A 22,593-nucleotide genomic window follows, 5' to 3' on the forward strand; every position below is an offset into this window, starting at 1 on the left:
TACCCTAATACGTTCAAAAATGAAAAGTAAAAGCCTGGTTTCGATCACCGATTTCACCAAGGAGGAGTACATAAAAATCCTCGACTTGGCCGAAGAATTTGAAAAGAACCCCAACCAAAAGCTGCTCGAAGGCTTTGTGGTGGCAACCCTATTTTTTGAGCCCTCAACCCGAACACGCTTAAGCTTCGAAAGTGCCATTAATCGGCTTGGTGGTAGGGTAATCGGATTTACGGAAGCAGGCACCTCCAGCGTATCGAAGGGAGAAACGCTTAAGGACACCATTATGACGGTGGCCAACTACTCGGACCTAGTCGTGATGCGTAACCCCATAGAAGGTAGCGCTCGATTTGCCAGCGAAGTTTCTAGAGTTCCCATCATCAATGCAGGCGATGGAGCCAACCAGCACCCCACCCAAACGCTGCTCGACCTTTACTCCATCAGGAAAACGCAAGGCACGCTAAACAACCTCAATATAGTAATGGTTGGCGACCTGAAGTATGGCCGCACCGTTCACTCACTGCTCATGGCCCTCACCCACTTCAACCCCACCTTTACCTTTATATCCCCCGCCGAGCTCAGAATGCCGATGGAATACAAGCTCTACCTCGATAAGCTGGGTATTAAGTACAACGAGCAAACCGACCTTGCTGAATACATAAAGCATGCAGATATTGTTTACATGACCCGCGTTCAAAAGGAGCGCTTCTCCGACCCCATTGAGTATGAAAAGGTGAAGAATGCCTACATCCTCAAGAATAAAATGCTGGATGGCTCCAAGGACAATATGCGCGTGCTTCATCCACTGCCGAGGGTAAATGAGATTAACGAGGACGTTGACCCAAACCCAAAGGCCTACTATTTTACCCAAGCGCTAAATGGGGTTTACACCCGTATGGCCATTATGTGCTACATTTTGGGGCTTAAGAAATAACTTACAATCAAGTAAAACACACTGCCATGAAAAAGCAAAAACAGCTTAGCGTAAGCGCTATTGAAAACGGAACAGTGATTGACCATATTCCAGCACATAGCCTATTCAACGTAATCAACATTCTTGGGCTCGACAACTACACCAACCAGATAACCTTTGGCACCAACCTCGATAGCAAGCTGCTTGGAAAAAAGGCCATCGTGAAAATTGCAGACAAGTATTTCGAGAATGCCGATATCAACAAGATATCGCTGGTAGCTCCATCGGCTAAACTCAACATTATAAAGGGATACGAGGTGGTTGAAAAGAAGGAGGTAGAACTTCCTCAAATGGTGGAGGGAATCATCAGATGCGTAAACCCCAAGTGCATAACCAACAACGACCGGGTGAAGCAAAAATTCACCATTGAATCGAAGGAGGAGGTGTCGCTGCGCTGCCACTACTGCGAAAAGATCACCGACCAGGGGCACTTTGAATTTGTTTAGACCAGGAAGGAAAAAGGAAGTTAGAAGAAGTCGTAGCGAAGCGAAGATCCCGGAAGAAGAAGTTAAAAGAAGTTAGAAGAATGTTGAGACGCACTACCGTGCGTCTCCTTTTTGTCAGTAAGAGTATTTAATCGATTGTAAGGGCAAAAAACATTTCGCCCTTATTCTATATCTACAAAGCATTATTGCAAGGCAAAACCGCAATGCGGTTTAATATGAATAGCCTTGGGCGATAGCCCATGGAGCAGAAGGTACCCAAATGCGAGCGGTGTAAGGTAATCAGGTGTAAAAATCAAACTGCTTCGTATGCACCGCAATAACCGAAAGGTATTAAAAAGAGAAGTAAAAGAAGTTAGAAGAATTAAAAGAACGTAGAGACGCACGGTTGAGCGTCTCTTTATGCATAAATTAATTGCGTGTTGAGATAGGGCCTATGGCTTCCAATAGTGCCCATTAATACATAAAAAAGGGCCTTCACACTGAAGACCCCATCTATTTTTATCGGATGCCCTAGAGCACGTAATATTCTAAATAGCTATGGTTAACGCAACCGATCCATCGACCGAACTATCGCCTCGTCGCGAGCAATTCGTCTCAGTGCCATAAAGGTAAAGAAGGCAGCAACCAGCGGAAAAACATCGATTATGGAGAAGTTTGCAGGAACGTTCAACGAGCTTTTTACCTGATACATGTAGTAGCCCCACAACCCCTCGAGGCCAATGAGCAGAATAAAATTAAACACCGAAAGCCGTATCTGAATCATCCTTTTTTTGTAGAAAAAGATAGTTACCAGTGCAATTACAATCGTTAAAATGGTCAATATCAACAGTGGCCACGTTTTTGCCATTAACTTGTCGGCATCTGGATTAAGAGACGAAATGCCGGTTAAGCGAAAGAGATATTCATTACCCCCATATAAAAACCTACCCAGCGGTAAATGGAGCCAAAAAGAGAGCAAGGCGGTAACGCAAAGAAGATAAAGCGACTGAATTCGTTGTATCATTATTCCAAAGTTTTCACAAAAGTAATACAACCAATAAAATATGGCACTAAAAGTAACCAGCTAAATTCTCTTAACCTTAAAATTATTCATCAATTATGGTGTTACTATTCAAAGTGTAGAATTGAATCCATATATTAGCTGCTTGTTTAAAATTGTAAAATTATGCGAGTAATTGAACCCTCAGAACTCATTATCAACACAGATGGAAGTGTTTTTCACCTGCACATGCTTCCGGAAGACCTTGCAAAAGACGTTATCCTTGTAGGCGACCCAGGTCGAGTAGACCTAGTCGCCAGCTATTTCGAAAAAATTGACTGCAGCAGAAGCAATCGGGAGTTTGTGACCAAGACAGGCTACTACAAGGGAAAACGTATTACCGTTCTCTCCACCGGAATTGGAACCGACAACATCGACATTGTAGTGAACGAACTTGATGCGCTAGCCAACATCGACCTTAAGGAACGCACCGTTAAGCCAACCCATACCAGCCTAAACCTCATCCGCATTGGCACATCGGGTGCTTTGCAGGGCGACATTCCTGTGGGTTCCTTTGTTCTTTCCCAAATGTCCATTGGATTCGATGGTCTGCTCAACTTCTACGCCCGCCGCAATGAGGTTTGTGATCTGGAAATGGAGAAGGCGTTTATAAAATTTATGGATTGGAACGAACAGTGCGCAAAACCGTACTTCGTTGAGGCATCCCCCATTCTTTGTGAAAAAATGAAAGCGTTCACCATTGAAGGGGTTACCATTTCTGCTCCCGGTTTTTATGGCCCACAAGGTCGCGTTCTACGCCTCCCCTTGGCCGATGCCGAGCTGAATGAGAAAATTGAATCGTTCCGCTACAATGGTCGAAAAATAACCAACTTCGAGATGGAGAGCTCTGCCATTGCAGGTCTATCTAAACTCCTAGGACACCAAGCGGTTACCATGTGTGCAATTATTGCTAATAGAGTAACTAAAACTGCTTTCGACGACTACAAACCATCGATAAAAACTTTGGTAGAAAAAGTACTAGAGAGCATTGTTAAGTAAGAATGGAAACGAACCAGCTTAAGGCATTACTAACACTTCTTGATGATCCTGACCGTGAAATCTTTCACCATGTAGCAGAAAGGCTTCTTGGTCAGGGCGAAGAGGTTGTTCCCATGCTGGAAGAGGCATGGGAAACCTCCTTAAACCCGCTGGTTCAGGATAGAATTGAAGAACTTGTTAGCTTAATCCAAGCGGAAACAACCCAAAAAGGATTGACCAGCTGGGTAAATAGCCTAGAGCTAGATCTCCTTGAGGGAGCATACTGGATTAGCCGATTTCAATACCCAGAGCTGGATAGAAGCCATATCTCTGACGCAATTGAAAAAGTAAAAAAAGACGTTTGGCTCGAGTTGAATAAGAATCTTACAGCCCTAGAAAAGGTCAAAGTAATCAACTATATCCTGTTCGACGTCCATGGTTTTGCCAACCACTCCTCCAACATATTTTCTTTACAAAGTTCGTTTGTTCATCAGGTTATTGAGACCAAGAGAGGGAATCCATACTCTTTAGCAATAATATATGCAGGCATTGCTCAGCAGCTTGGTCTACCCATTTATGGGGTTGATTTACCACGAAATTTTGTGCTGGCCTACAAAGACCCACTCTTTTCCGATCGCGAGGATGCCAAAACTACCGATAAGGTTCTATTTTACATCAACCCATACAACAAAGGCGCCATTTTAAGTTTCAAAGAGATAGACCACTACCTTGAACAGCTGAACGTTGATAAAAAACCAGAATTCTATCAACCATGCAGTAACCTGCAGACCTTGGTAAAGCTTGTAAACCACCTGGTAATCTCCTACAAAAAGATTGGATACAATGAGAAGGCGGCGAGCATGGAGAAACTCCTCAATATTTTACGACCAAACAATGAGCTAGAAGGGTAAACGGAGCTGCAGATTCTGCCACTCCTTCTTTTCTAGCTCTTCCTGTAGAATTTCCTTAACCACATTCTTACACCGCCCACAACCGGTAGAAGCCTTGGTGGCATTCTGCAGGTCGGTTATTGTGTCGATAGAATACTTATGAATCGCCTTTATTAGCTGAACCTTGGTAACATCGTAACAGTTGCAAACTTTCACCTTTTCTCCTTTTTGGCAAAATTAAGTAAAAACCTTTAGCGATTGGCATAATAGTTCAGCCCTAGTTTGGATATAAGGGAAAAAAGACTACTTTTGCACGCTGTTATTTAATCATTTAAACGCTAAATAGCTATGTTGAATCAGTACGAAACCGTTTTCATTGCCACTCCAGTGCTCTCCGATGGGCAGCTGAAGGAGTTGGTGACAAAATTCCGCGGTGTAATCACCGAGAACGGTGGGGAGATAGTACACGAGGAGGACTGGGGCCTCCGTAAGCTGGCTTACCCTATCCAAAAAAAATCAACTGGATTCTATTACATGATAGAGTTCAAAGCTCCTGGACAACTCATCGATACACTGGAAGTTCAGTATCGACGTGACGAGCGCATTATCCGTTTTCTAACCTTTAGAATGGATAAGTATGCCGTTGAGTATAGTGAGAAGAAACGTGCGAACAAACAGGAAAAAAAGATGGAGGAATAAGCCATGAGCCAAAACAATTCAGAAATCAGATACCTTACCCCCCCAACGGTAGAAATTAAGAAGAAAAAATACTGCCGTTTTAAGAAGAACAAGATCAAGTATGTTGATTACAAAGATCCTGAGTTTCTTAAAAAATTCTTGAATGAGCAGGGTAAAATTCTTCCTCGTCGCCTAACCGGTACCTCTTTGAAGTATCAAAAAAAAGTTGCCCAAGCCGTAAAAAGAGCTCGTCATTTGGCATTGCTGCCATTCGTAACCGATTTGTTGAAATAAGAAAATTGGAGGATCTACCATGGAAGTAATTCTTAAGCAAGATGTGGCCAACTTAGGCCAAAAAGACGATATTGTAAAGGTAAAAGACGGTTATGCAAATAACTATCTCGTTCCTCAGGGTTTTGCAATTTTCGCTTCAGTTTCGGCCAAAAAGGTACATGCTGAAAATCTACGCCAGCGGGCACATAAGGAAGAAAAGGTTAAGGACGATGCTCTCGAAATTTTAAAGAAATTAGAGGGTTTAAGTCTCACCATCTCTACCAAGACCAGCTCTACCGGTAAGATTTATGGTTCTATCAACACCATTCAAGTTGCAGAGGCTTTAGAGGCCAAAGGGTTCAACATTGAAAGGAAGCAAATTACTCTTGTTGAGGACCAAATCAAGGAAATCGGTAAGTATGTTGCCACCATCAAGCTGCACAAGGATGTTAAGGTTGAAATTCAGCTAGAGATCGTATCGGAGTAATTACACTCAGATTAACATAAGAAAAAGGGCTCCAAAAGAGCCCTTTTCTATTTTCTTACTATCATCAGATTAAGTACATTACTTAGCTGCAATGGTTTCAATTTCGACCATTACCCCGAGCGGCAACTTAACCACACCATAGGCCGCTCTTGCCGGCATATCCGTGGTAAAATACTTAGCATACACCTCATTCATGGCTGCAAAATTGTCCATGTCGCTCAGCAGCACCGTTGCCTTTACCACATTATCAAGGGTGTAGCCTGCAGAGTTCAGTATAGCAGCAATATTCTTAAATACCTGTTCTGTCTGCTCCTTAATGCCACCATCGACAACCTTTCCAGTCTCGGGATTCAGCGGAATTTGACCGGAAATGTAAAGAGTGCCATTGGCCTCTACGGCTTGGCTGTATGGACCAACTGCCTTAGGTGCAAGGTCGGTGTGAACTATCTTTTTCATGGTTATTGTATTGGTTTCAAACGAGAATTATCACCCTAAAACTGCTGATCAAGATTATCAGTCCACGACTTACGCTTATCATACTTGAGATCGCGCAAGAGCCCTGATTTTACATTTATCCTAAAGCTGTAGCTCTGACGAGGCCCAAGTGGAATCCATGTAAACGACATCTCCCAGCAGTGCAGATCCCTATTAATACCCAACGAAGTATAGGTAAGCTGATTCATTTTAAAGTCCCAACCGGAGGAGTAGGTAATTTTCCATTTAGGTGTAAGGCTTAGTCCGCCCGAAAAGTTAACGGTTTGGTTTATCGTAGAGGTGAAAGCAGGCTTAGAATAATTTAAGCTATAGTTTAGGCTTATGTTCCAGGGAACAGAAAAGTCAACATAACCGGATGGAGGTATACCGTATGGTGTATTATTATTATCGTATTGGTTCTGAAATGTTTCCACCACCGGCGCTGTTTCTTGATTAGCAGGCTGATTTTTCTCCACACCAGCCTTTGTTGCTTGGCTCTGGAATGAAAGATTGAAAGAGGTGGTAAAATTCGTCAATCGTCCCAATTTTCCTGTTTCGTTATAGAGCCATTTATTAATTTTAGTCCCTCCAGAACTTAGAGCATAAGGATCTATGACTCCACCAAAATTCAATGCAAATTCCTTGGTGAGCGTAACTCTTCCCGAAAAATTAAACGGAGCCAACTTAAGCGAGTCAGCAAGCAAATTATAGGAAGAGGAAATCTGTAGGTTATCGAGCAGCTTTATTTTTCTAGTTTTTTGGGTTGAGTCACGGTCGCTCTTAACCTTCATCTCCAAAATATTTGAGAGCCCAAATCCAATTGATCCCGATCTGGAGGCACTAGGACCGCCAACAATTCCATTCTGAAAAATGGAATATTTTTGAGTTCTTCCTGTGGTATCCGATTGAACTGTACGATAGTAACCATAGTATGATGACGAAAAGTCAGGATGGTACGAAAAGGAGATGGAAGGGGTCATTACATGGCGAATAGCCTGAATTTTAGACCCTTTAGAAAATGTAAAGGTTCCATAAATTTTGGTAGACATGCTAGCAGAGTAGTTATACTCCATAGCTCTCTGAAAACCATTTACGGTATCTGTAATTAAGCTATCAGCCACAGTATCCCATTTCTTTCTAATGGTTTTGGTATACCAATATTCAGAGTAGTTTGCAGTTGGACTAACGTTAAGAAATTTAAGTAAGGAAAAAGATGTTGTAACCGGAATGGTTTGCTTCATTCCGTTGGTCATTTTATTTACCCAGTTGCCCTTAAAAAGCGAAGCCTCGCTGGTTGTATATTGGTTCTGCAAGCTAGAACTATAGGAAATTCCAATTTTCTCAAAAACATTTGGCCGTCCAGTAGCATTTTTTGACCTAAAAGGATAAACCGAACTCATGTTAAAGGTCATAACTGGTAAGCTTATAGATACCACCTTAGTTGTCGTAGTTTCGGAGTGGTTCGCGCTAAGAGAGAGGCTAAATGGTGTTCCTTCAAAAATGCGGGTATAAGCAATACTTGAGTTTATGGAACTGTTCAGATAGCTGGATGGATTATAGGTGGCGTAAGTATTATACGACGATTTAGTAAAGTTGACATTTGCATTAAATGATGAGTTAGGCTTAAACTTGGGATCCTGTGAATGCCTCCACTGAATGCTATACGTACCCTGATCCATATAATCAGCATCACCCTTGCTCCCCACGACCAACTTTACCCCAGATATATTCAGTGATCCATTGTATTTGTATCGAACCTTGTAGGCCGATTTTGCATTCAGGTCCCATCCCCCAAAGGAGTATACACTTCCAGTAAGTGCAAGGTCAAAATAGTCGCTCATACCAAAATAGTATCCACCTTGCTGAAGATAAAAGCCTCTGTTGGTTTCCTCTCCATACCGGGGAATCAAAATTCCAGAATGTCGGCCCTTTCTGTTTGGAAAGAAGCCAAAAGGTATACCAATGGGTAGTGGCACGTCCTCAATCACCAGGAATGCCGGACCAGTTATGATTTCTTTGTTAGGAATAACCTTGGCCTTAGTAAGGTATATGTAAAAATGAGGATGTGGAAGATCGCAGGTGGTATACTCTCCTCCAATGAGGTTAACCGTATTATCGGCCATTTTTTTTGTCATCTTACTATGAAGAAACCCATCTCCCTGCTTGGTTATAACGCCGTAAATTTTTGCCTTTCTTGAATCGAAATTATAGCGTATTGAGTCCATGTTATACACATCACTCCCTTCCTTAAATACGGGCTTTCCCAATGCCTTGCCGGCACTGTCAATGCTGCCATACGCAAACGCTTCCTTCGTTTCCATATTAAACTCGATGTGAGCAGCAGTAAGCTCCATATTTTGGTATGTTACCTTAGCATTGCCAAAAAGGTAAGCCATTTTTCCATTCATGGAGTATATTATGGAATCGGATGCGGTTGAATTAACGGGCCCGTCAATAGGTGGCTTCGGTTTCTTTTTAAGCGTATCGGACCTAACGCTATCGGGCAATTGAGCGTTTGACACCACTTGAGCATCCAGTCCTGCCCCTAGCACTAGGCAGAGACAGAATCCAGTAAATATGGAACAAATAAGCCTTTTCAAGCGAAAGTTGGTTTAATATGAAGTACGAAAAGTTTTTCGTGCTATTTTTGTAAAATCATTGGTCGGCCAAATAAAAGCCCAAAACTAGCTAAAATTTACAATTCAACCACTCAGAATTGGATGGGATACCTCAAAAAAACATCGTTAAAGTTCGTTATATTACTTCAGGTTTTGGGTGTTCTTTTAACCCAAGGCATCTATTCACAAGATTTTGTTACCAGCTACAAGCTCAACAAGGTTGTTATTGATGCAGGCCATGGGGGGCACGATTCCGGAGCTATTGGCAAGGATGTGATGGAAAAGGATATCACGTTAGCTGTAGCGCTTAAGCTGGGAAAGTTGATAGAAACTAATTTTCCGGATGTTACTGTTATATACACCCGCAAGACTGACGTATTTATTCCGCTTGATGAGCGAACTGCCATTGCGAACAAGGCTGAGGCTGACCTTTTCATCTCCATACACGTTAACTCCAATCCAAGCTCTCGCCCAACTGGTGCAGAAACCTACGTAATGGGGCTACATAAATCAGCTAGCAACCTTGATGTGGCTATGCGTGAAAATTCTGTAATCACCTACGAGAAAGACTATACAACCAAGTATGAGGGGTACGATCCCAATTCAGCCGAATCGTTCATCATATTTTCACTAATGCAAAATGCTTACCTCAACCAAAGCTTAGATTTTGCTTCTAAAATTCAAGATGATTTTTGCGACAGGAGCCAAAGAAAAGATAGAGGAGTAAAGCAAGCAGGATTTTTAGTCCTGTGGAAAACCGCCATGCCGTCAGTTCTCGTTGAGCTAGGATTTCTATCCAACCCTCAAGAGGAAAAATTCCTTATGAGTGACAGCGGTCAGAATTATCTAGCATCATCGATATTTAGAGCCTTTAGATCCTACAAAACAGAGATGGAGCTCAAGAGCAACTTTGTGGGAGAAAAGAAGGGTGAACCTCAAGTTTCAGAAGCAAAACCCGACTCATCACTGAAGTTTCAGATTCAGATACTATCCTCATCCAAGCTGCTGCCCGTCACAGCCCCTGATTTCAAAAATCTAGACAGCATTTCGATAATAAAGATCGGCAGTACATATAAGTATACCGTAGGGAATAAGTCCTCCTATGCAGAAATTCAGGAAATGATAAAGGATGTAAAGAAAACATTTCCCGAATCATTTGTTATAGCAGTTAAGAATGGCGTACCAATCCCAATTGATGAAGCGCTTAAACAATCATTATCTTCAAACCAACCACAATGAAAATTGCCAAAGAGGTTAAAATAGGACTGTTTGCAACAATCATGATTGTTGCTCTAATATGGGGCATCAATTTTTTAAAGGGTCGCCAAATATTTCAAAGCGACCAGGTTTACTATGGCGTTTATGATCGGATAGACGGGTTGCAGGAAGCGGCACACGTGCTCTTAAACGGGTTTAAGGTAGGGATCGTTGAAAAGATAACCCTTCGTGACAGCCAACCACCGAAACTGGTGGTTCAGTTCTCTCTCGATAGAGATTTAAAGCTACCAATGAATACCATTGCCCAAATATACAGTGCCGATCTAATGGGTAGTAAAGATATTCGACTAATTACTCAGCCCGATTCGCTTTTTCACCACCATGGCGATACGCTTGCGACAAGTATAGAGGGCGACCTGAAAGAACAGGTAAGCATGCAGGTGCTTCCACTTAAAAAGAAGGCCGAGGATTTGATGAGTGACCTTCAGCAGGCTATTGAGATGATAAAGTTGATTTTTAACGAACAAAACAGAAAAAATATTGAGGGGAGCTTCCAAGGTATACGTTCAACCATCTCCAATTTAGAAAGAACCTCCGGCACCTTGGATACGCTAGTGGCTGGACAAAAGGGTCGATTGGAAAGGATTCTTCTTAACGTTGAAAGTATTAGCTCCAACTTTAGAAGTAAAAATGCTCAATTTTCAAATATTATTAACAATTTCTCAGCCATAACGGATACGTTGGCAAAAACCAGCTTTTCGAGCACACTTGCGGAGACTAATAATGCCTTGCAAAGTTTTAACGCTGTGATGGTAAAGGTTACGAAGGGTGAAGGCACCCTTGGTCAACTAATTAAAAACGACAGCCTTTACAACAACCTTGATAGCGCTTCGCACCATCTTGACCTACTTATTAAGGATATCAACTCGAATCCTAACCGGTACGTTCATTTTTCCGTTTTTGGAAAAAAGGAAAAACAGAAAAAATAGGCCTACGATTAAGTCGTGTCGGGTTCGTTAAAATATTAGCTGCTATTTAAGCTTCATCACTCACTTGAACTTTACCATTTCAATGGTTTAGCTAACAAGTTATTAACAGCAATCTATTTTATTAATAACCTATATATCAATTCGTTATACGTTGGTCAAAATCAAAAAATACCAACTACCCAGAGAACAAGTAGGTTAAATAATAATTGAAAAAGTCAATAGCAAAATAGTTTTTTTTTGTACTATTTTTTTCCAAAATTTGTTTTCTTCAAAAAACACCGAAGAAAAATACTAATTGGAAATGAGCAAGCATAGTGAAGTATGGCGCGACTGCCTTAAAATTATTAGAGATAATGTTCCGGCAGCAAGTTTTAAAACCTGGTTTGAACCCATAGTTCCACTTAAAATAGAGAATAAGGTACTCACAATACAGGTGCCAAGCCCATTCTTCTATGAGTATTTAGAAGAACAGTACATCGATATTCTGCGCCGAACCATCAGAAAAGAACTTGGCGTTGATGCCAAGCTGGAGTATAGCGTTGTTATGGATAACTCTGCAATGGTTGCTGGTGCTCAATTTCCTACCACCGTAAAATTTCCTACCCAAAGCAAAGGGGATCTTAAAAATCGGCCCATCTCGGTTTCCATGTCTTCGTCTGAGAACCAGATAAAGAACCCTTTTATTATTCCGGGGCTTAAGAAACTTCAAATCGATCCCCAACTTAACTCCGATAACTCTTTCACCAATTTTGTGGAAGGAGAATGCAATCGGTTGGCACGTTCAGCTGGATTAGCTGTGGCAAATAATCCTGGCAAAACTGCATTTAATCCACTATTTATATATGGTAGCAGTGGATTGGGCAAAACCCATTTGGCTCATGCAATAGGTATTGAGGTTAAGGAGCAATACCCTGAAAAAGTGGTGCTTTACGTTAGTGCAGTTCATTTCCAAAATCAGTTTGTTGATGCTATAAAGAACAATACAAAGAACGACTTTCTTCATTTCTACCAAATGATTGACGTTCTTATTATCGACGATGTGCATGACTTTGCAGGCAAAGAAAAAACCCAGGATACCTTTTTTCATATTTTCAACCACCTTCATCAGTCGGGTAAACAGTTGATATTGACATCGGACAAGCCACCAGTAGAACTTCAAGGGCTTGAGCAACGGCTGCTCTCCCGTTTTAAATGGGGGCTTTCAGCCGACTTGCAGTCCCCCGATTTTGAAACCAGAATTGCCATTTTAAGAAAGAAAATCTACAACGACGGGATTGAAATTCCGGATGATGTGATTGAATATATTGCCTCCCACATTAATTCTAACATTAGAGAACTTGAAGGCGCCCTTATTTCGTTACTAGCTCAAGCAACGCTAAACAAGAAGGAGATAAATCTTGATTTGGCAAGGCAAATGATTGCGAAGCTGGTAAAAAACACAAGGAAAGAGATTTCCATTGACTATATCCAGAAAAAGGTGTGCGAATACTTTAATATTCCGATGGATGCACTGCAAGCAAAAACGAGAAAGCGAGAAATTGTTCAAGCACGTCAAATAGCCATGTTTTTTTCAAAGGGCTATACAAAGGCCTCTCTTTCTTCAATTGGCTCAATGATTGGGGGAAAAGACCATGCGACCGTTCTACATGCCTGCAAGACTATCTCCAACCTTATTGAAACTGATAAGGTATTCAAGGGCCAAATAGACGAGATAGAGAAAAAAATAAAGACATTATAAGAAGGCTACAAAGCAAAAAAACGGTGAGAGTAAATTCCCATCGTTTTTTTTTGCAAAATAAACCTTGCTACAGCACCATTTTTAGCTGAGTTTGTCCATTTAAAACATCAGCCTCTGTAAATCCCATTTTTTTCAGATATTGAAGATGGGTGGCGTTGCCTGTTTCGGCAACCAATTGCTTAATGCCGAGCGATTCGAAAAAGGCGGTATTGTTTCGGTAAACAAACCTGCCCATCTTAAAGTCACGATACTCGGGAATAACAAAGTCAAGAACAACCTTTAAAGTATCGCTGGATTGTTTTTCACCAATAAATACACCGGCAACGGCCATGTTGCGCAAAACCAAAACAGTAATTGCATCGGCATGATTTCCAATTTTAAATTCAGGGAAAATTGCTGCAATTTCCTGCCTGAAAAAATTTTGAAATGCAGTAAAGTAACCATCTGAAGAATCTACCCGCTGAAGGTTAAAAAACTCCTTCCTGCTGTAAATTTTGTAGAGGTAGTAAATATTTACGAAAACTATAAAACCGTTAAAGAGGGCTACGGGGTAGGCAAGAATTACAAATCCATAGATCGAAAACACTAACGATCCAAACAGGTTGAACCATCTGAGCTTTATTATTGAGCTCATTAGCAAAGAAATGGCTGTAATTATTGAAGCCACATATCCGAGCAACTCTACAAAACTTATACTTCCCATTTTTCAAGTAATTTTTAGGTGGGAGGCAAAGATAAAAAAAAGAGCCTCTCACAAAGCTCTACCTGTCAATTAAATCATTAAAAAACTTACTTCTGGTATTGAAGAAGCAACAAAAGTAACTTCTGTGCTGTATTCTCCCACTGATACACCATTGCCCTTTCTAATCCTTTTTTGGTTAAACCCAAAAGACACTTTTTATCAATAAGAATCAAGCGCCCAGCCTCCGAAATTTCCACCTCATTCTTTGGATCAACCAATATGGCAGCACCACTTGCTACCTCTTCAAGTGAGGATTGTATGGAGGTAACTATCGGAACCCCAAACGAAATTGCATCGAGGACATTTAAGCACCACTTATCATAAAAGGAAGGTGCAATGTAGGCCGATGCTCCTACAAAAAGGATCGACTTATCGGTCTCCTTCATCTGGTTAATAAGGAAAATTTTTTCAGCGTGTTTTGCAAACCACTCCTCTCCCACTACTCCTATCACCATATCTTTGCTGGCTCCAATAATTACAATTGGAACTTTCACCATAAGCACATCAACCATACGCTTATATCCCAGTAAAACGCTGGTAATATTACTAAGGTAATTACTGTTGTCGATGGTTAGAATGAATTTCTCGGGAAGACTATATTGTTCAGCTAACTTGCCAAATTGAGCCTTTACATCCACCTCGTTGGAGTAATTGGTAATGCCAGCCTGAACCACAATAAGTTTTTGGGGTTCTATTTCGGGCCAATAACGTTGAACTAAATTCTCCTTTTCGTAATGGCTCGAAAGTATCAGTTTTGTACATTTTGAAATCAGACGTTTGGAAACGTAACGGCGGTAAAAGGACTGTCTCTCATCCTTAGTATCTACCCCACCATAAAGTTTATTCCAAATAAAACCGCCCCAAAATGAGGGAAGTAAATATAGGTGGGGTATCTTAAGCCCTAACGGTCCAGTAAAACCAAGATTCAGCAATAGTTCACAGCCATTTTTTTGAAGGGATTTGGGCAATAACAATTGATCGCCAATGATATTTCCGAGTGATGAAATTTGTTTAAAGCTGAAATTTTTGGCAAATGACAAACCATCTGGACGAGGGTATTTAGAAAAAAGGACGTAACTATTTATTGTGTCAGCTTTTTGTAGAGCATCAACCATTGCAAGTGTAACTCTTTCGCTGACGGTGCTGTTTGGCGAGAACAATTCAGCAGAGGATATACCAATTACCATAATCATGTAACATTAAGGATTACTAATAAATCACTGGGTTAAAACAAGAGCAAAACCATTATAGTTCTATCGACGTGGTAAACTAGCCTAAATTAAATAAAAAAAGAGCGTAAGAATAACCATACGCTCGTTCTTAACATATTTTGAAGTAACTACTTTACCTTTCGTTGAACAACAAACCAAGGATTTGTTAAGATCTCCTTATTATATATCATTCGAGAGTTGGTCTCAAAATCAAGAACCTCGCATCCGGCAGCTTCGGCCACAGCTTGTCCAGCAGCCGTGTCCCACTCCGAAGTTGATGCGAGCCGAGGGTAAACATCGGCGCTGCCCTCAGCCACCATGCAAAGTTTTAAGCTACTTCCACGAGAAATAAATGCCACCTCGCCATGCTTTGATTTGAGATTATCAACAAATTTCTCCGTTTCCCGGGACATGTGCGAACGACTACCTACAACTGTCATTACGTTGGTTGAACTTTGCAGGGGAAGTTTATCCGAAATATTTACAATATCATTAAAGGTAAATGAAGCTTCAGCGTCAGGCTTTACGTCAATTTTTTTAAACGCACCAAAAGTTATGTCACCAAAATATAGTTCCCGTAGAACCGGAATATAAACAACCCCCATAATGGGAAACTGATTATAAATGAGGGCAATGTTAACGGTAAATTCGCCATTACGCTTAATAAACTCCTTCGTCCCATCGAGCGGATCAACCATCCAGAAATACTCCCACCCCTTACGCTCTTCATAGAGGATGTCTCTACCCTCTTCACTTAGAACCGGAATTCGAGTCTTTGCTAGGTTGCTTTTAATTTCGTTGTGAGCCTTGCGGTCAGCAAGAGTGAGAGGCGTTGAGTCGGACTTAAGATTAACTTGAAAATCATCGGAATTGTAAACATCCATTATTAAGCCTCCCGCACGAACTGCAGCAGTTACCGCAGCCGAAGCAAGGAGTTTTAACTCTTTTTCCTGAATCATTCGGATTTTTTTTGCTTATCCTTATTAATAGTGCAAAGGTAAAACATATTTAGGGAAAGAAAAAAGCTGCCCCATACAATGCGGCAGCTTATAGTAGAAATTAACAAATTTTTACTTAAGCCTACTCCTAAACGGCTCAAAAGTCATAAAATCGGCATGGTGTACAATGTAAGCCTCAGTAGTACGCTTTACCATATCACCTTCGCCAGCGTGTGTAGCAACAATATGGCATACCTCTGCAGGAACACCGCACTGCTCAGCCAAGGAAACACCTGAAAAGGGGTGACGCAAATATGCCCCATACTTACCCTGCCTTGCCTTACCGTTTTCATCTAGTTCGTACTCTAGTAGCTTCCCTACATCTGCCAAAATAGCACCAGCCAGCAAAACATCGAGGTTTACCGGTAACTCTTTCTTAAAAAATTCATTCATCTTTTTTCCTGCTTCGTAGGCAATATGCACTACCGAACGTTTGTGAGCCATGAATGAAACCTTCAAATCAGGTCCACAAAGGAGAGTAAATGGGATAACTTTAAGATCCGTATATGTCAGCACGCTTCGTTCGAGGGCAAGTTCCCACGTTTTTGCGGTCAGGCTGCGCAAATTAACATCGGAAATCCACTCCAACTCTGGCCAAAGTTCAACTACCTGCTTTGCATAATCGTTTTTCATACCTTATATAAATAAGGCACAGCCAACACAGTTGGCTGCGCAATTTTTATCATGTTTCGGTTACTTAAGCTTAGCAATAATGGCGTCTGCCATTTGAATGGTGGAGGCTGCTCCCTGTTTGATAACCTCAGGGCAACCACGAAGTTTCATCATATCGTAGGTTTTCACCTTCCCATCCTGAACTACCTCTGCAACAGCGCGATGAATTTTAGCAGAGATTTCGGCTTCACCAAGATAGTCCAGCATCATGCAAGCTGAGTCGATCATTGCAATTGGGTTTACGATGGGAACTTCAAAGTCCGCATATTTTGGAGCAGAACCGTGAGTGGGTTCAAAAACGGCAACACCTCCATCGCCAAACTGAGCGCTGCATGCAAATCCCAATCCACCAATTAGGCCTGCAAAACCGTCTGAAATTATATCACCAAACATATTTCCAGCCACAATCACGTGGTAATCCTCCGGATTTTTGGTGAGCCACATCATCTGCGCATCAATGTTCGTATCCCACACTTGAATGTTTGGAAACTCCTTCTTGCTGAGCTCTTGGGCGACCTTAAGCATCATTCCTGATGTCTCACGGATCACGTTTGGCTTCTCGCAAACAGTAATCGCCTTATAACCCTTCTCCTTTGCATACTCAAAAGCAGCCCTCACGATTCTCTCCGTATATTTTTTTGTAAATATCCGGGTAGAAACTGCCAACTCCTCCTTGGGGCACCAACCAAAGTTGTCACGGAACTTTGAGTGAGTCATCAACGCATCGTATACTGGTTGCGGTGGATTTGTCCATTCTACCCCACCGTATAACCCTTCAGTGTTCTGACGGAAAATCATGGTATCTACCAGTGGTTCTTCAATAGTATTACCTGCTCCACGTCGAATAAAGTTTAGCGGATTACCTTTAAATGTTTTGCAGGGACGCATGCAAATGTCGAGGTTGAAGTGCTGACGCATTGCCACAATAGGGCTATAGTAAACAAGCCCTTTGTTCTGTAGCTCAGGAATGAGTTCGGATGCCGCTTTATCTTTTGGTTTTGAAGTAATTGCCCCAAAAAGTCCAATTTTATGTTTCTCCAAAAGTTTAATTGTCCGCTCAGGAAGTGGGTCTCCCTCCTTACACCAAAACTCCCAGCCAATATCTCCCTGAACATAATTGGCGTGAAAACCAGCTGCTTCGAGCACTCTAATTGCCTGTTCTAGAACTATTTTTCCAATTCCGTCACCAGGCATGGCTACTATTGTTCTACTAGTCATAAATGATTGTTTTTGGGTGAAAAGTTAGTTTACGAGAAATCCAAAAATAGAAAAAACATGCTACAAAACAACTGTAAAAAATCATACTTCAGCTTGCATACCAATCGATAATCGGTTATGTTTACGGGTCACTTTTAAAGTAGAAACTATGTCAAAACTAGGAAGCTTAACACCATCAGATATTTGGATGTATTTCGAGCAGATATGCCAAGTACCACGCCCCTCAAAAAAGGAGGAGAAAATAATTGCCTACTTACTCGATTTTGCCAAAGCACATAAACTTGAGGCAAAAACTGATGAAATTGGCAACGTAGTAATTCGAAAACCAGCCACCAAAGGCATGGAAAATAGGGAAACAGTTGTTCTTCAAAGCCATACAGATATGGTGTGTGAGAAAAATAGCAACATTAATCACGACTTTAATGTTGACCCTATTCAACCCTACATTGATGGTGGGTGGGTAAAAGCAAAAGGAACTACTCTTGGTGCCGATGATGGCATTGGCATAGCAGCACAGCTTGCCCTACTCGCTTCAACCAACGTACCCCATGGACCATTGGAGTGCCTATTTACAGTTGACGAAGAAACTGGCCTCACGGGAGCCTTTGAGATAAAGGAAGGGTTCTTTGAAGGAAAGTATCTATTAAATCTCGACTCAGAGGATGAAGGAGAACTCTTTATTGGGTGTGCTGGTGGTTTGGATACCGTTGTAACTTTCGACTATGAAAGAGAACCAATGCCATCGGGAAATTTGGCTTACAAACTATCCATTACGGGATTATCGGGTGGGCATTCTGGTGACGACATAAATAAGGGCTTGGGGAACTCTATAAAGTTACTTAACCGGTTCCTGTGGAGAACAAACACCAAGTATGACCTTCGAATGTCAATATTGGAAGGTGGCAATCTCCGAAATGCTATACCACGTGAAGCCTACACCATCTTTACCATCCACGAGGAGGACATTGAAAGCATGATGAAGGATTTCAAGCAGTATGTTAACGATGTAAAACAAGAGTTGAGGACAACTGAGCCTAACCTAACACTTGAGCTGGTGCCTGTAGCACTACCCGATTATGTAATTGACGAAACCACCCAGTACGATTTACTTAACTCGCTATATGCTTGTCCTCATGGCGTAATTGAGATGAGTCGCGATATTCCAGGTCTGGTTGAAACTTCAACCAACCTAGCCTCGGTTAAGTTTATTCACGATAATCAAATCTTGATTTGCACAAGCCAACGCAGCTCGGTTGCCTCATCCATCAAGGATATTTCCTATATGGTTGAGAGCGTTTTTCGGTTAGCAAACTCCAAAATTGTGCATTCTGATGGCTATCCTGGATGGATGCCCAACACCAACTCGGTTATTTTAACTGTCACCGTTGATGCCTATAAGCGGCAATTTGGCTACGAGCCCAAGGTTCGGGCAATACATGCCGGTTTGGAATGTGGACTTTTTCTTGAAAAGTACCCCTACCTCGACATGATATCGTTTGGGCCTACATTACGAGGTGTCCATTCACCTGATGAGCGATTGGAAATTGCTTCGGTGGAGAAATTCTGGAAACTTTTAACAGATGTTGTTGCTCACATTCCCGTAAAGGAGAAAATGTAAGTGTAATTTTATGGTAAGGAATGTACTATCACAGACTAATCTAATATGATAGTCAATTTTCGTTGATATAGATTGATGAACACCCGGTGGAGTACCTTCACCGGGTTATCTATATAGCTATGGAATGGATTAGTGGCTATTTCGGTTATCTCCAACAAGCCTACCAAACCGGGAATCTAATTCACTGGGATATAATTGCAATACTTATAATTGCAGGATTTCTGGTGGGATTTATTAATACTATAGCGGGCAGTGGCACGGTTATTACCTACTCTTTGTTCATGGGAATGGGGATGCCTGCAAACATAGCAAACGGGACTATCCGACTGGGAGTTATTCTCCAGACGCTTGCGGCAACCCTGAATTTTAAGAAGCAGGGCGTACTAGACACTAAGAGGGGACTCAAAATTTCCATTCCCGTGGCCATTGGTTCGGTTATGGGAGCTCAAACAGCAGCCATTCTCGACACTAAAGTATTTGAAAAACTTCTTGCGATAATCATGCTTACCATGATTTACTTTTTGTTTAAAGACCCCAAAAAGTGGATTCTTGGTCAGGTAGATAAGGTTGAAAAGAAGATTACATGGAAGCCATGGCTTCTATTTCTTGCGATTGGCTTCTATGGCGGTTTTACCCATATAGGTGTAGGTATCTTTTTGCTTGCGGGTCTAGTTCTCGTAGCTGGATACGATTTGGTACGAGGAAATGCCATTAAAATATTGGCCGTGCTAATATATAGCCCTTTGGCGTTGCTGGTTTTTGTGCTTTACAATCAGGTGGATTATCGGATAGGTCTTATTGCGGCAATTGGCAACGTAATTGGTGGAATTTTAGCCTCCCAAGTCGCTGTCACTTGGGGCGCCGGGTTTATCCGATGGTTCCTCACCGTTATTATTCTATTGTTTGCCTTCGACAAACTCGGGCTGCTACACTTTTTTCAGCTGTTGTAGGTATTTAAAAGTATTACCAGAAAAGTTTTAAGTTTCCCTTTTCTGTTCATTCTCGACTACTACATAAATATCGACTAAACCAAAACTCGTTTATCTAACAAAAAAAGGTGCCCTTTGCTGGGCACCTAGGATATTAATAATCTGAGCGCTTGAGCTTACTCATCCATCTCCACAAAATCTTTCTTTGAAGCACCACAAATAGGACAACTCCAAGTTTCAGGTATATCTTCGAAAGGGGTACCTGGCTCAATGCCGCTATCAGGATCGCCCAACTCTGGATCGTAAATTAATCCACAAACTTTACATCTGTATCTCATATAATGCTACTTTTCTTGCAAAGATAAAGAAATAGTCAAAGAGGCCAAAATGAAGCTGTTGAGCAAAATCGAGAAGATGTTTAGTCTTAAAAATTCTCAAAGCATTCAGTACCAAAACAAAATAAATGATGTTGATCTGCTGGAAGATTGACTTAAAGCGAGGCATTGAACAGATAACTATTTTTTGCAATAGCATTGCTCCATAATACTCTCCCGAAAAAAACGCTCAAAGGGTGGAATGGTTAGCCAACAATTTCAACCATTTTAAATGGCACTGTGAGTAATGAACTAAAATCCTTACCAAGGTTTTTAATGGTATCATCATCCTCCTCGAAAAACCAATTAACCACAACATTATGCCCATTGTTATGACAATCTTCCATAAGCTTAAGAATGGTAAACACAAAGCGATTTGATCCGCTATTGATATACTCAAAGCGAAAATCAATTCGGCTTAGAGGTTCTGGGGCCTTAATGTACTCTTCAATCCAGGAGGTTATGGGCTGGTAAAATGCCAAAGCGTCCTCTGGAATGGAACGGCCAGAGATTTTTAGAAGTCCTCTCGTAAGAGAAATTCCAGGGGTTTTTGATGTTTCCTTTAAAACTAAATCGCTTGCAGATCCCATAGTCGTCGATTTTTACCAGACTAATAATACAAAAAAATTATCAACCTAATGCAACAAAAATGATATTAGCAAAGGTAAGGAAAAGGAGCTACGATGAAAAAAAAACTCCACTTTAGGTGGAGTTCTTTTTTATATAGATTAAAAAGAAGGCAATTAAATACCCAACTTTTTCCGAATATCCTGAGGAATTGCATTCTTATTAACCATAATATTCATAGTCTTATAGAGTACAAAGGGTTTAGATGCATAAAACATACCCTTATACTTGCCAGAGGTTCCCCAAGAATTCTTCACCATGTAGAATTCCGTTCCGTCTTGGTCCTTTGCAATTCCGTAGATGAGCATACCATGGTCATCGGTGGTCTCATAATTATTGAAGGCTTCCTGACGCATCTCCTGAGTAATGGTCTTCTCGGCTCCTGGCTTATCGAACTTATAAAGCTGAGCTTGACGTTCCCTTTCAGTAAGTTTCGACCACTTAAGTTTCTCAGAATTATTCATTTCTGCCACATTAGCATCAGGAACTATTGCTACTCCATTGTTGTAGGAGAAGCCCTTTTCGCTTACGTCTGAACCCCATGCAATGGTATAACCATTTTCAATTGAGTAGTCAAAAACTCTTGCCAAATCAGCAAGTGGAATGTTATAAGATTCAGACCAAGCCCAGTTATCAGGTACCTCAAGAATAAACTTGGAGTAGAATGGATGGTGAGTATAGGAAGTAAGCGAAACATAATCATCAGGGTTTAGTCCGAGAGTTTGAGTAAACGTAGTGGGTGTATACTCTTTACCCTGGTATGTGAATTTTTCTGGCTTAGGTCCTAGGTATGCATCCAAAATGCCGTCGAAGCCATTATGCCAAGCGGTGGTAAGTTTTTTGTCAGGATCAGTGATGACTGCATCAACGTAAGCCTTAAGAACAGCATCGAGTTCACCCTGAACAGGCTTGGTCTCGCCATAATGCATGCCATTATATACCGTATCGGGCACCATGCCATAATTGCGATACACGTTCATTACATCAGCAAAGCTGCCGCCTGCGCCAAATTCAAGGCTTCCATGGAGACGAACATACTTCGTAGCTTTATCGGAATAGGAATTCCGAACTACCCACATCTCTGAAAGATCGTATGCCGGCTTGCCCATTCTTAGCAATTCTGACTCAATAAATGCAATGGTAGAAAAACTCCAACATGTTCCCGACCTGTATTGGTCTTTGATTGGTGTAATCTTTAGTTCCTTAACAGTTGTAAACTGATAGCCTTGCGTTTTGGTTGTATCCTTCTCCTGTGCAGAAGCAGAGAACGCCAAAATACATGCGAGCACTACAAATGACAATAATCTTTTCATTGTTGTTGGATTAATTTGGTTAGAGGACAAATATGTATTGTTTAAATGAAGTTTTGATAACAAAACGAAATAAAAGCTTAAAGGAAGTTGAAA

The 22,593-nt window shown here is 41.3% G+C and carries 24 protein-coding genes; 12 read left to right on the forward strand and 12 right to left on the reverse strand.

Annotation, left to right across the window (positions count from 1 at the left end; translation table 11 throughout):
- Positions 1-19 precede the first annotated feature (19 nt).
- Together pyrB and pyrI are read left to right on the forward strand one after the other, a co-directional pair.
- Positions 20-931: an aspartate carbamoyltransferase gene (pyrB, locus tag VMW01_05930; protein HUW05779.1), complete on the forward strand. Its 912-nt coding sequence runs from the start codon at positions 20-22 to the stop codon at positions 929-931.
- A gap of 26 nt (positions 932-957) precedes the next feature.
- The gene (gene pyrI / locus VMW01_05935; protein ID HUW05780.1) at positions 958-1,416 is read left to right on the forward strand and encodes an aspartate carbamoyltransferase regulatory subunit; all 459 of its coding nucleotides are present in this window, start codon (positions 958-960) and stop codon (positions 1,414-1,416) included.
- Between the two features lie 541 nt (positions 1,417-1,957).
- Here the strand turns inward: pyrI and VMW01_05940 are convergent.
- On the reverse strand, positions 1,958-2,419 hold the full coding sequence (locus tag VMW01_05940) for a DUF4293 domain-containing protein (GenBank protein HUW05781.1): 462 nt from the start codon (positions 2,417-2,419) through the stop codon (positions 1,958-1,960).
- Positions 2,420-2,581: 162 nt separating this feature from the next.
- Between VMW01_05940 and VMW01_05945 the strand changes: the two genes are divergently transcribed.
- Complete coding sequence (locus tag VMW01_05945) at positions 2,582-3,454, forward strand: nucleoside phosphorylase (protein ID HUW05782.1); 873 nt, start codon at positions 2,582-2,584, stop codon at positions 3,452-3,454.
- A 2-nt stretch (positions 3,455-3,456) separates the two neighbouring features.
- Complete coding sequence (locus VMW01_05950; GenBank protein HUW05783.1) at positions 3,457-4,344, forward strand: transglutaminase-like domain-containing protein; 888 nt, start codon at positions 3,457-3,459, stop codon at positions 4,342-4,344.
- Here VMW01_05950 and VMW01_05955 read toward each other — a convergent pair.
- Complete coding sequence (locus tag VMW01_05955; protein HUW05784.1) at positions 4,333-4,539, reverse strand: (2Fe-2S)-binding protein; 207 nt, start codon at positions 4,537-4,539, stop codon at positions 4,333-4,335. The two genes, VMW01_05950 and VMW01_05955, sit on opposite strands and share 12 nt — an antisense overlap.
- A gap of 132 nt (positions 4,540-4,671) precedes the next feature.
- On the opposite strand from VMW01_05955, the gene rpsF reads away from it, so the two are divergent.
- Genes rpsF through rplI form a run of 3 tightly spaced genes read left to right on the forward strand, consistent with a single transcriptional unit; the run spans position 4,672 to position 5,761 of the window.
- A complete protein-coding gene (rpsF, locus tag VMW01_05960) occupies positions 4,672-5,022 on the forward strand; it encodes a 30S ribosomal protein S6 (protein ID HUW05785.1) in 351 nt (116 codons plus the stop codon).
- Positions 5,023-5,025: 3 nt separating this feature from the next.
- A complete protein-coding gene (gene rpsR / locus VMW01_05965; protein ID HUW05786.1) occupies positions 5,026-5,295 on the forward strand; it encodes a 30S ribosomal protein S18 in 270 nt (89 codons plus the stop codon).
- A gap of 19 nt (positions 5,296-5,314) precedes the next feature.
- Complete coding sequence (gene rplI / locus VMW01_05970; GenBank protein HUW05787.1) at positions 5,315-5,761, forward strand: 50S ribosomal protein L9; 447 nt, start codon at positions 5,315-5,317, stop codon at positions 5,759-5,761.
- A gap of 78 nt (positions 5,762-5,839) precedes the next feature.
- Here rplI and VMW01_05975 read toward each other — a convergent pair whose 3' ends face one another.
- Positions 5,840-6,217, reverse strand: a complete 378-nt coding sequence (locus tag VMW01_05975; GenBank protein HUW05788.1) for a RidA family protein — start codon at positions 6,215-6,217, stop codon at positions 5,840-5,842.
- Positions 6,218-6,252: 35 nt separating this feature from the next.
- A complete protein-coding gene (locus VMW01_05980) occupies positions 6,253-8,835 on the reverse strand; it encodes a putative LPS assembly protein LptD (protein ID HUW05789.1) in 2,583 nt (860 codons plus the stop codon).
- Positions 8,836-8,955: 120 nt separating this feature from the next.
- Between VMW01_05980 and VMW01_05985 the strand changes: the two genes are divergently transcribed.
- The 3 genes from VMW01_05985 (at position 8,956) to dnaA (ending at position 12,798) form a co-directional block, all read left to right on the forward strand.
- Entirely contained in the window at positions 8,956-10,092 is a 1,137-nt protein-coding gene (locus tag VMW01_05985; GenBank protein ID HUW05790.1) for an N-acetylmuramoyl-L-alanine amidase, read from the forward strand.
- The gene (locus VMW01_05990; protein HUW05791.1) at positions 10,089-11,060 is read left to right on the forward strand and encodes an MlaD family protein; all 972 of its coding nucleotides are present in this window, start codon (positions 10,089-10,091) and stop codon (positions 11,058-11,060) included. Before VMW01_05985 ends, VMW01_05990 begins: the two co-directional genes overlap by 4 nt.
- A gap of 301 nt (positions 11,061-11,361) precedes the next feature.
- Entirely contained in the window at positions 11,362-12,798 is a 1,437-nt protein-coding gene (gene dnaA / locus VMW01_05995; GenBank protein HUW05792.1) for a chromosomal replication initiator protein DnaA, read from the forward strand.
- Positions 12,799-12,865: 67 nt separating this feature from the next.
- Here the strand turns inward: dnaA and VMW01_06000 are convergent, their stop codons facing one another.
- The 5 genes from VMW01_06000 to VMW01_06020 all read right to left on the reverse strand — a co-directional run bounded on the left by VMW01_06000 (position 12,866) and on the right by VMW01_06020 (position 17,639).
- Positions 12,866-13,501 (reverse strand): YgjV family protein, encoded by a 636-nt coding sequence (locus VMW01_06000; protein HUW05793.1) that lies wholly within the window; start codon positions 13,499-13,501, stop codon positions 12,866-12,868.
- An 86-nt stretch (positions 13,502-13,587) separates the two neighbouring features.
- The gene (locus VMW01_06005) at positions 13,588-14,733 is read right to left on the reverse strand and encodes a glycosyltransferase (protein ID HUW05794.1); all 1,146 of its coding nucleotides are present in this window, start codon (positions 14,731-14,733) and stop codon (positions 13,588-13,590) included.
- 146 nt (positions 14,734-14,879) lie between these two features.
- Positions 14,880-15,710 carry a 3'(2'),5'-bisphosphate nucleotidase CysQ gene (cysQ, locus tag VMW01_06010; GenBank protein HUW05795.1) on the reverse strand — a complete coding sequence of 277 codons (831 nt, stop codon included), beginning with the start codon at positions 15,708-15,710 and terminating at the stop codon, positions 14,880-14,882.
- Between the two features lie 111 nt (positions 15,711-15,821).
- A complete protein-coding gene (locus tag VMW01_06015) occupies positions 15,822-16,382 on the reverse strand; it encodes an HD domain-containing protein (GenBank protein ID HUW05796.1) in 561 nt (186 codons plus the stop codon).
- Positions 16,383-16,442: 60 nt separating this feature from the next.
- Entirely contained in the window at positions 16,443-17,639 is a 1,197-nt protein-coding gene (locus tag VMW01_06020; GenBank protein ID HUW05797.1) for an isocitrate/isopropylmalate family dehydrogenase, read from the reverse strand.
- A 148-nt stretch (positions 17,640-17,787) separates the two neighbouring features.
- On the opposite strand from VMW01_06020, the gene VMW01_06025 reads away from it, so the two are divergent.
- Together VMW01_06025 and VMW01_06030 are read left to right on the forward strand one after the other, a co-directional pair.
- On the forward strand, positions 17,788-19,257 hold the full coding sequence (locus VMW01_06025; GenBank protein ID HUW05798.1) for an aminoacyl-histidine dipeptidase: 1,470 nt from the start codon (positions 17,788-17,790) through the stop codon (positions 19,255-19,257).
- A 119-nt stretch (positions 19,258-19,376) separates the two neighbouring features.
- Entirely contained in the window at positions 19,377-20,207 is an 831-nt protein-coding gene (locus VMW01_06030; GenBank protein ID HUW05799.1) for a sulfite exporter TauE/SafE family protein, read from the forward strand.
- A gap of 155 nt (positions 20,208-20,362) precedes the next feature.
- On the opposite strand, the gene VMW01_06035 is transcribed toward VMW01_06030, so the two are convergent.
- The 3 genes from VMW01_06035 to VMW01_06045 all read right to left on the reverse strand — a co-directional run bounded on the left by VMW01_06035 (position 20,363) and on the right by VMW01_06045 (position 22,500).
- A complete protein-coding gene (locus VMW01_06035) occupies positions 20,363-20,524 on the reverse strand; it encodes a rubredoxin (protein ID HUW05800.1) in 162 nt (53 codons plus the stop codon).
- Between the two features lie 242 nt (positions 20,525-20,766).
- A complete protein-coding gene (locus tag VMW01_06040; protein HUW05801.1) occupies positions 20,767-21,150 on the reverse strand; it encodes a DUF1987 domain-containing protein in 384 nt (127 codons plus the stop codon).
- 153 nt (positions 21,151-21,303) lie between these two features.
- A complete protein-coding gene (locus tag VMW01_06045; protein ID HUW05802.1) occupies positions 21,304-22,500 on the reverse strand; it encodes a C1 family peptidase in 1,197 nt (398 codons plus the stop codon).
- Between the last annotated feature and the right edge of the window lie 93 nt (positions 22,501-22,593).

It is taken from the genome of Williamwhitmania sp., assembly GCA_035529935.1.
Lineage (GTDB): Bacteria > Bacteroidota > Bacteroidia > Bacteroidales > Williamwhitmaniaceae > Williamwhitmania.

Coding starts and splice junctions, on each gene's coding strand:
- VMW01_05975 (HUW05788.1), bottom strand. CDS start 6,217: ATGAAAAAGATAGTTCACACCGACCTTGCACCTAAGGCAGTTGGTCCA.
- rpsR (HUW05786.1), top strand. CDS start 5,026: ATGAGCCAAAACAATTCAGAAATCAGATACCTTACCCCCCCAACGGTA.
- VMW01_05985 (HUW05790.1), top strand. CDS start 8,956: ATGGGATACCTCAAAAAAACATCGTTAAAGTTCGTTATATTACTTCAG.
- rplI (HUW05787.1), top strand. CDS start 5,315: ATGGAAGTAATTCTTAAGCAAGATGTGGCCAACTTAGGCCAAAAAGAC.
- rpsF (HUW05785.1), top strand. CDS start 4,672: ATGTTGAATCAGTACGAAACCGTTTTCATTGCCACTCCAGTGCTCTCC.
- VMW01_05945 (HUW05782.1), top strand. CDS start 2,582: ATGCGAGTAATTGAACCCTCAGAACTCATTATCAACACAGATGGAAGT.
- dnaA (HUW05792.1), top strand. CDS start 11,362: ATGAGCAAGCATAGTGAAGTATGGCGCGACTGCCTTAAAATTATTAGA.
- pyrI (HUW05780.1), top strand. CDS start 958: ATGAAAAAGCAAAAACAGCTTAGCGTAAGCGCTATTGAAAACGGAACA.
- VMW01_06000 (HUW05793.1), bottom strand. CDS start 13,501: ATGGGAAGTATAAGTTTTGTAGAGTTGCTCGGATATGTGGCTTCAATA.
- VMW01_06035 (HUW05800.1), bottom strand. CDS start 20,524: ATGAGATACAGATGTAAAGTTTGTGGATTAATTTACGATCCAGAGTTG.
- VMW01_05940 (HUW05781.1), bottom strand. CDS start 2,419: ATGATACAACGAATTCAGTCGCTTTATCTTCTTTGCGTTACCGCCTTG.
- VMW01_06020 (HUW05797.1), bottom strand. CDS start 17,639: ATGACTAGTAGAACAATAGTAGCCATGCCTGGTGACGGAATTGGAAAA.
- VMW01_05990 (HUW05791.1), top strand. CDS start 10,089: ATGAAAATTGCCAAAGAGGTTAAAATAGGACTGTTTGCAACAATCATG.
- VMW01_06005 (HUW05794.1), bottom strand. CDS start 14,733: ATGATTATGGTAATTGGTATATCCTCTGCTGAATTGTTCTCGCCAAAC.
- VMW01_06040 (HUW05801.1), bottom strand. CDS start 21,150: ATGGGATCTGCAAGCGATTTAGTTTTAAAGGAAACATCAAAAACCCCT.
- VMW01_06030 (HUW05799.1), top strand. CDS start 19,377: ATGGAATGGATTAGTGGCTATTTCGGTTATCTCCAACAAGCCTACCAA.
- VMW01_06015 (HUW05796.1), bottom strand. CDS start 16,382: ATGAAAAACGATTATGCAAAGCAGGTAGTTGAACTTTGGCCAGAGTTG.
- pyrB (HUW05779.1), top strand. CDS start 20: ATGAAAAGTAAAAGCCTGGTTTCGATCACCGATTTCACCAAGGAGGAG.
- cysQ (HUW05795.1), bottom strand. CDS start 15,710: ATGATTCAGGAAAAAGAGTTAAAACTCCTTGCTTCGGCTGCGGTAACT.
- VMW01_05950 (HUW05783.1), top strand. CDS start 3,457: ATGGAAACGAACCAGCTTAAGGCATTACTAACACTTCTTGATGATCCT.
- VMW01_06025 (HUW05798.1), top strand. CDS start 17,788: ATGTCAAAACTAGGAAGCTTAACACCATCAGATATTTGGATGTATTTC.
- VMW01_06045 (HUW05802.1), bottom strand. CDS start 22,500: ATGAAAAGATTATTGTCATTTGTAGTGCTCGCATGTATTTTGGCGTTC.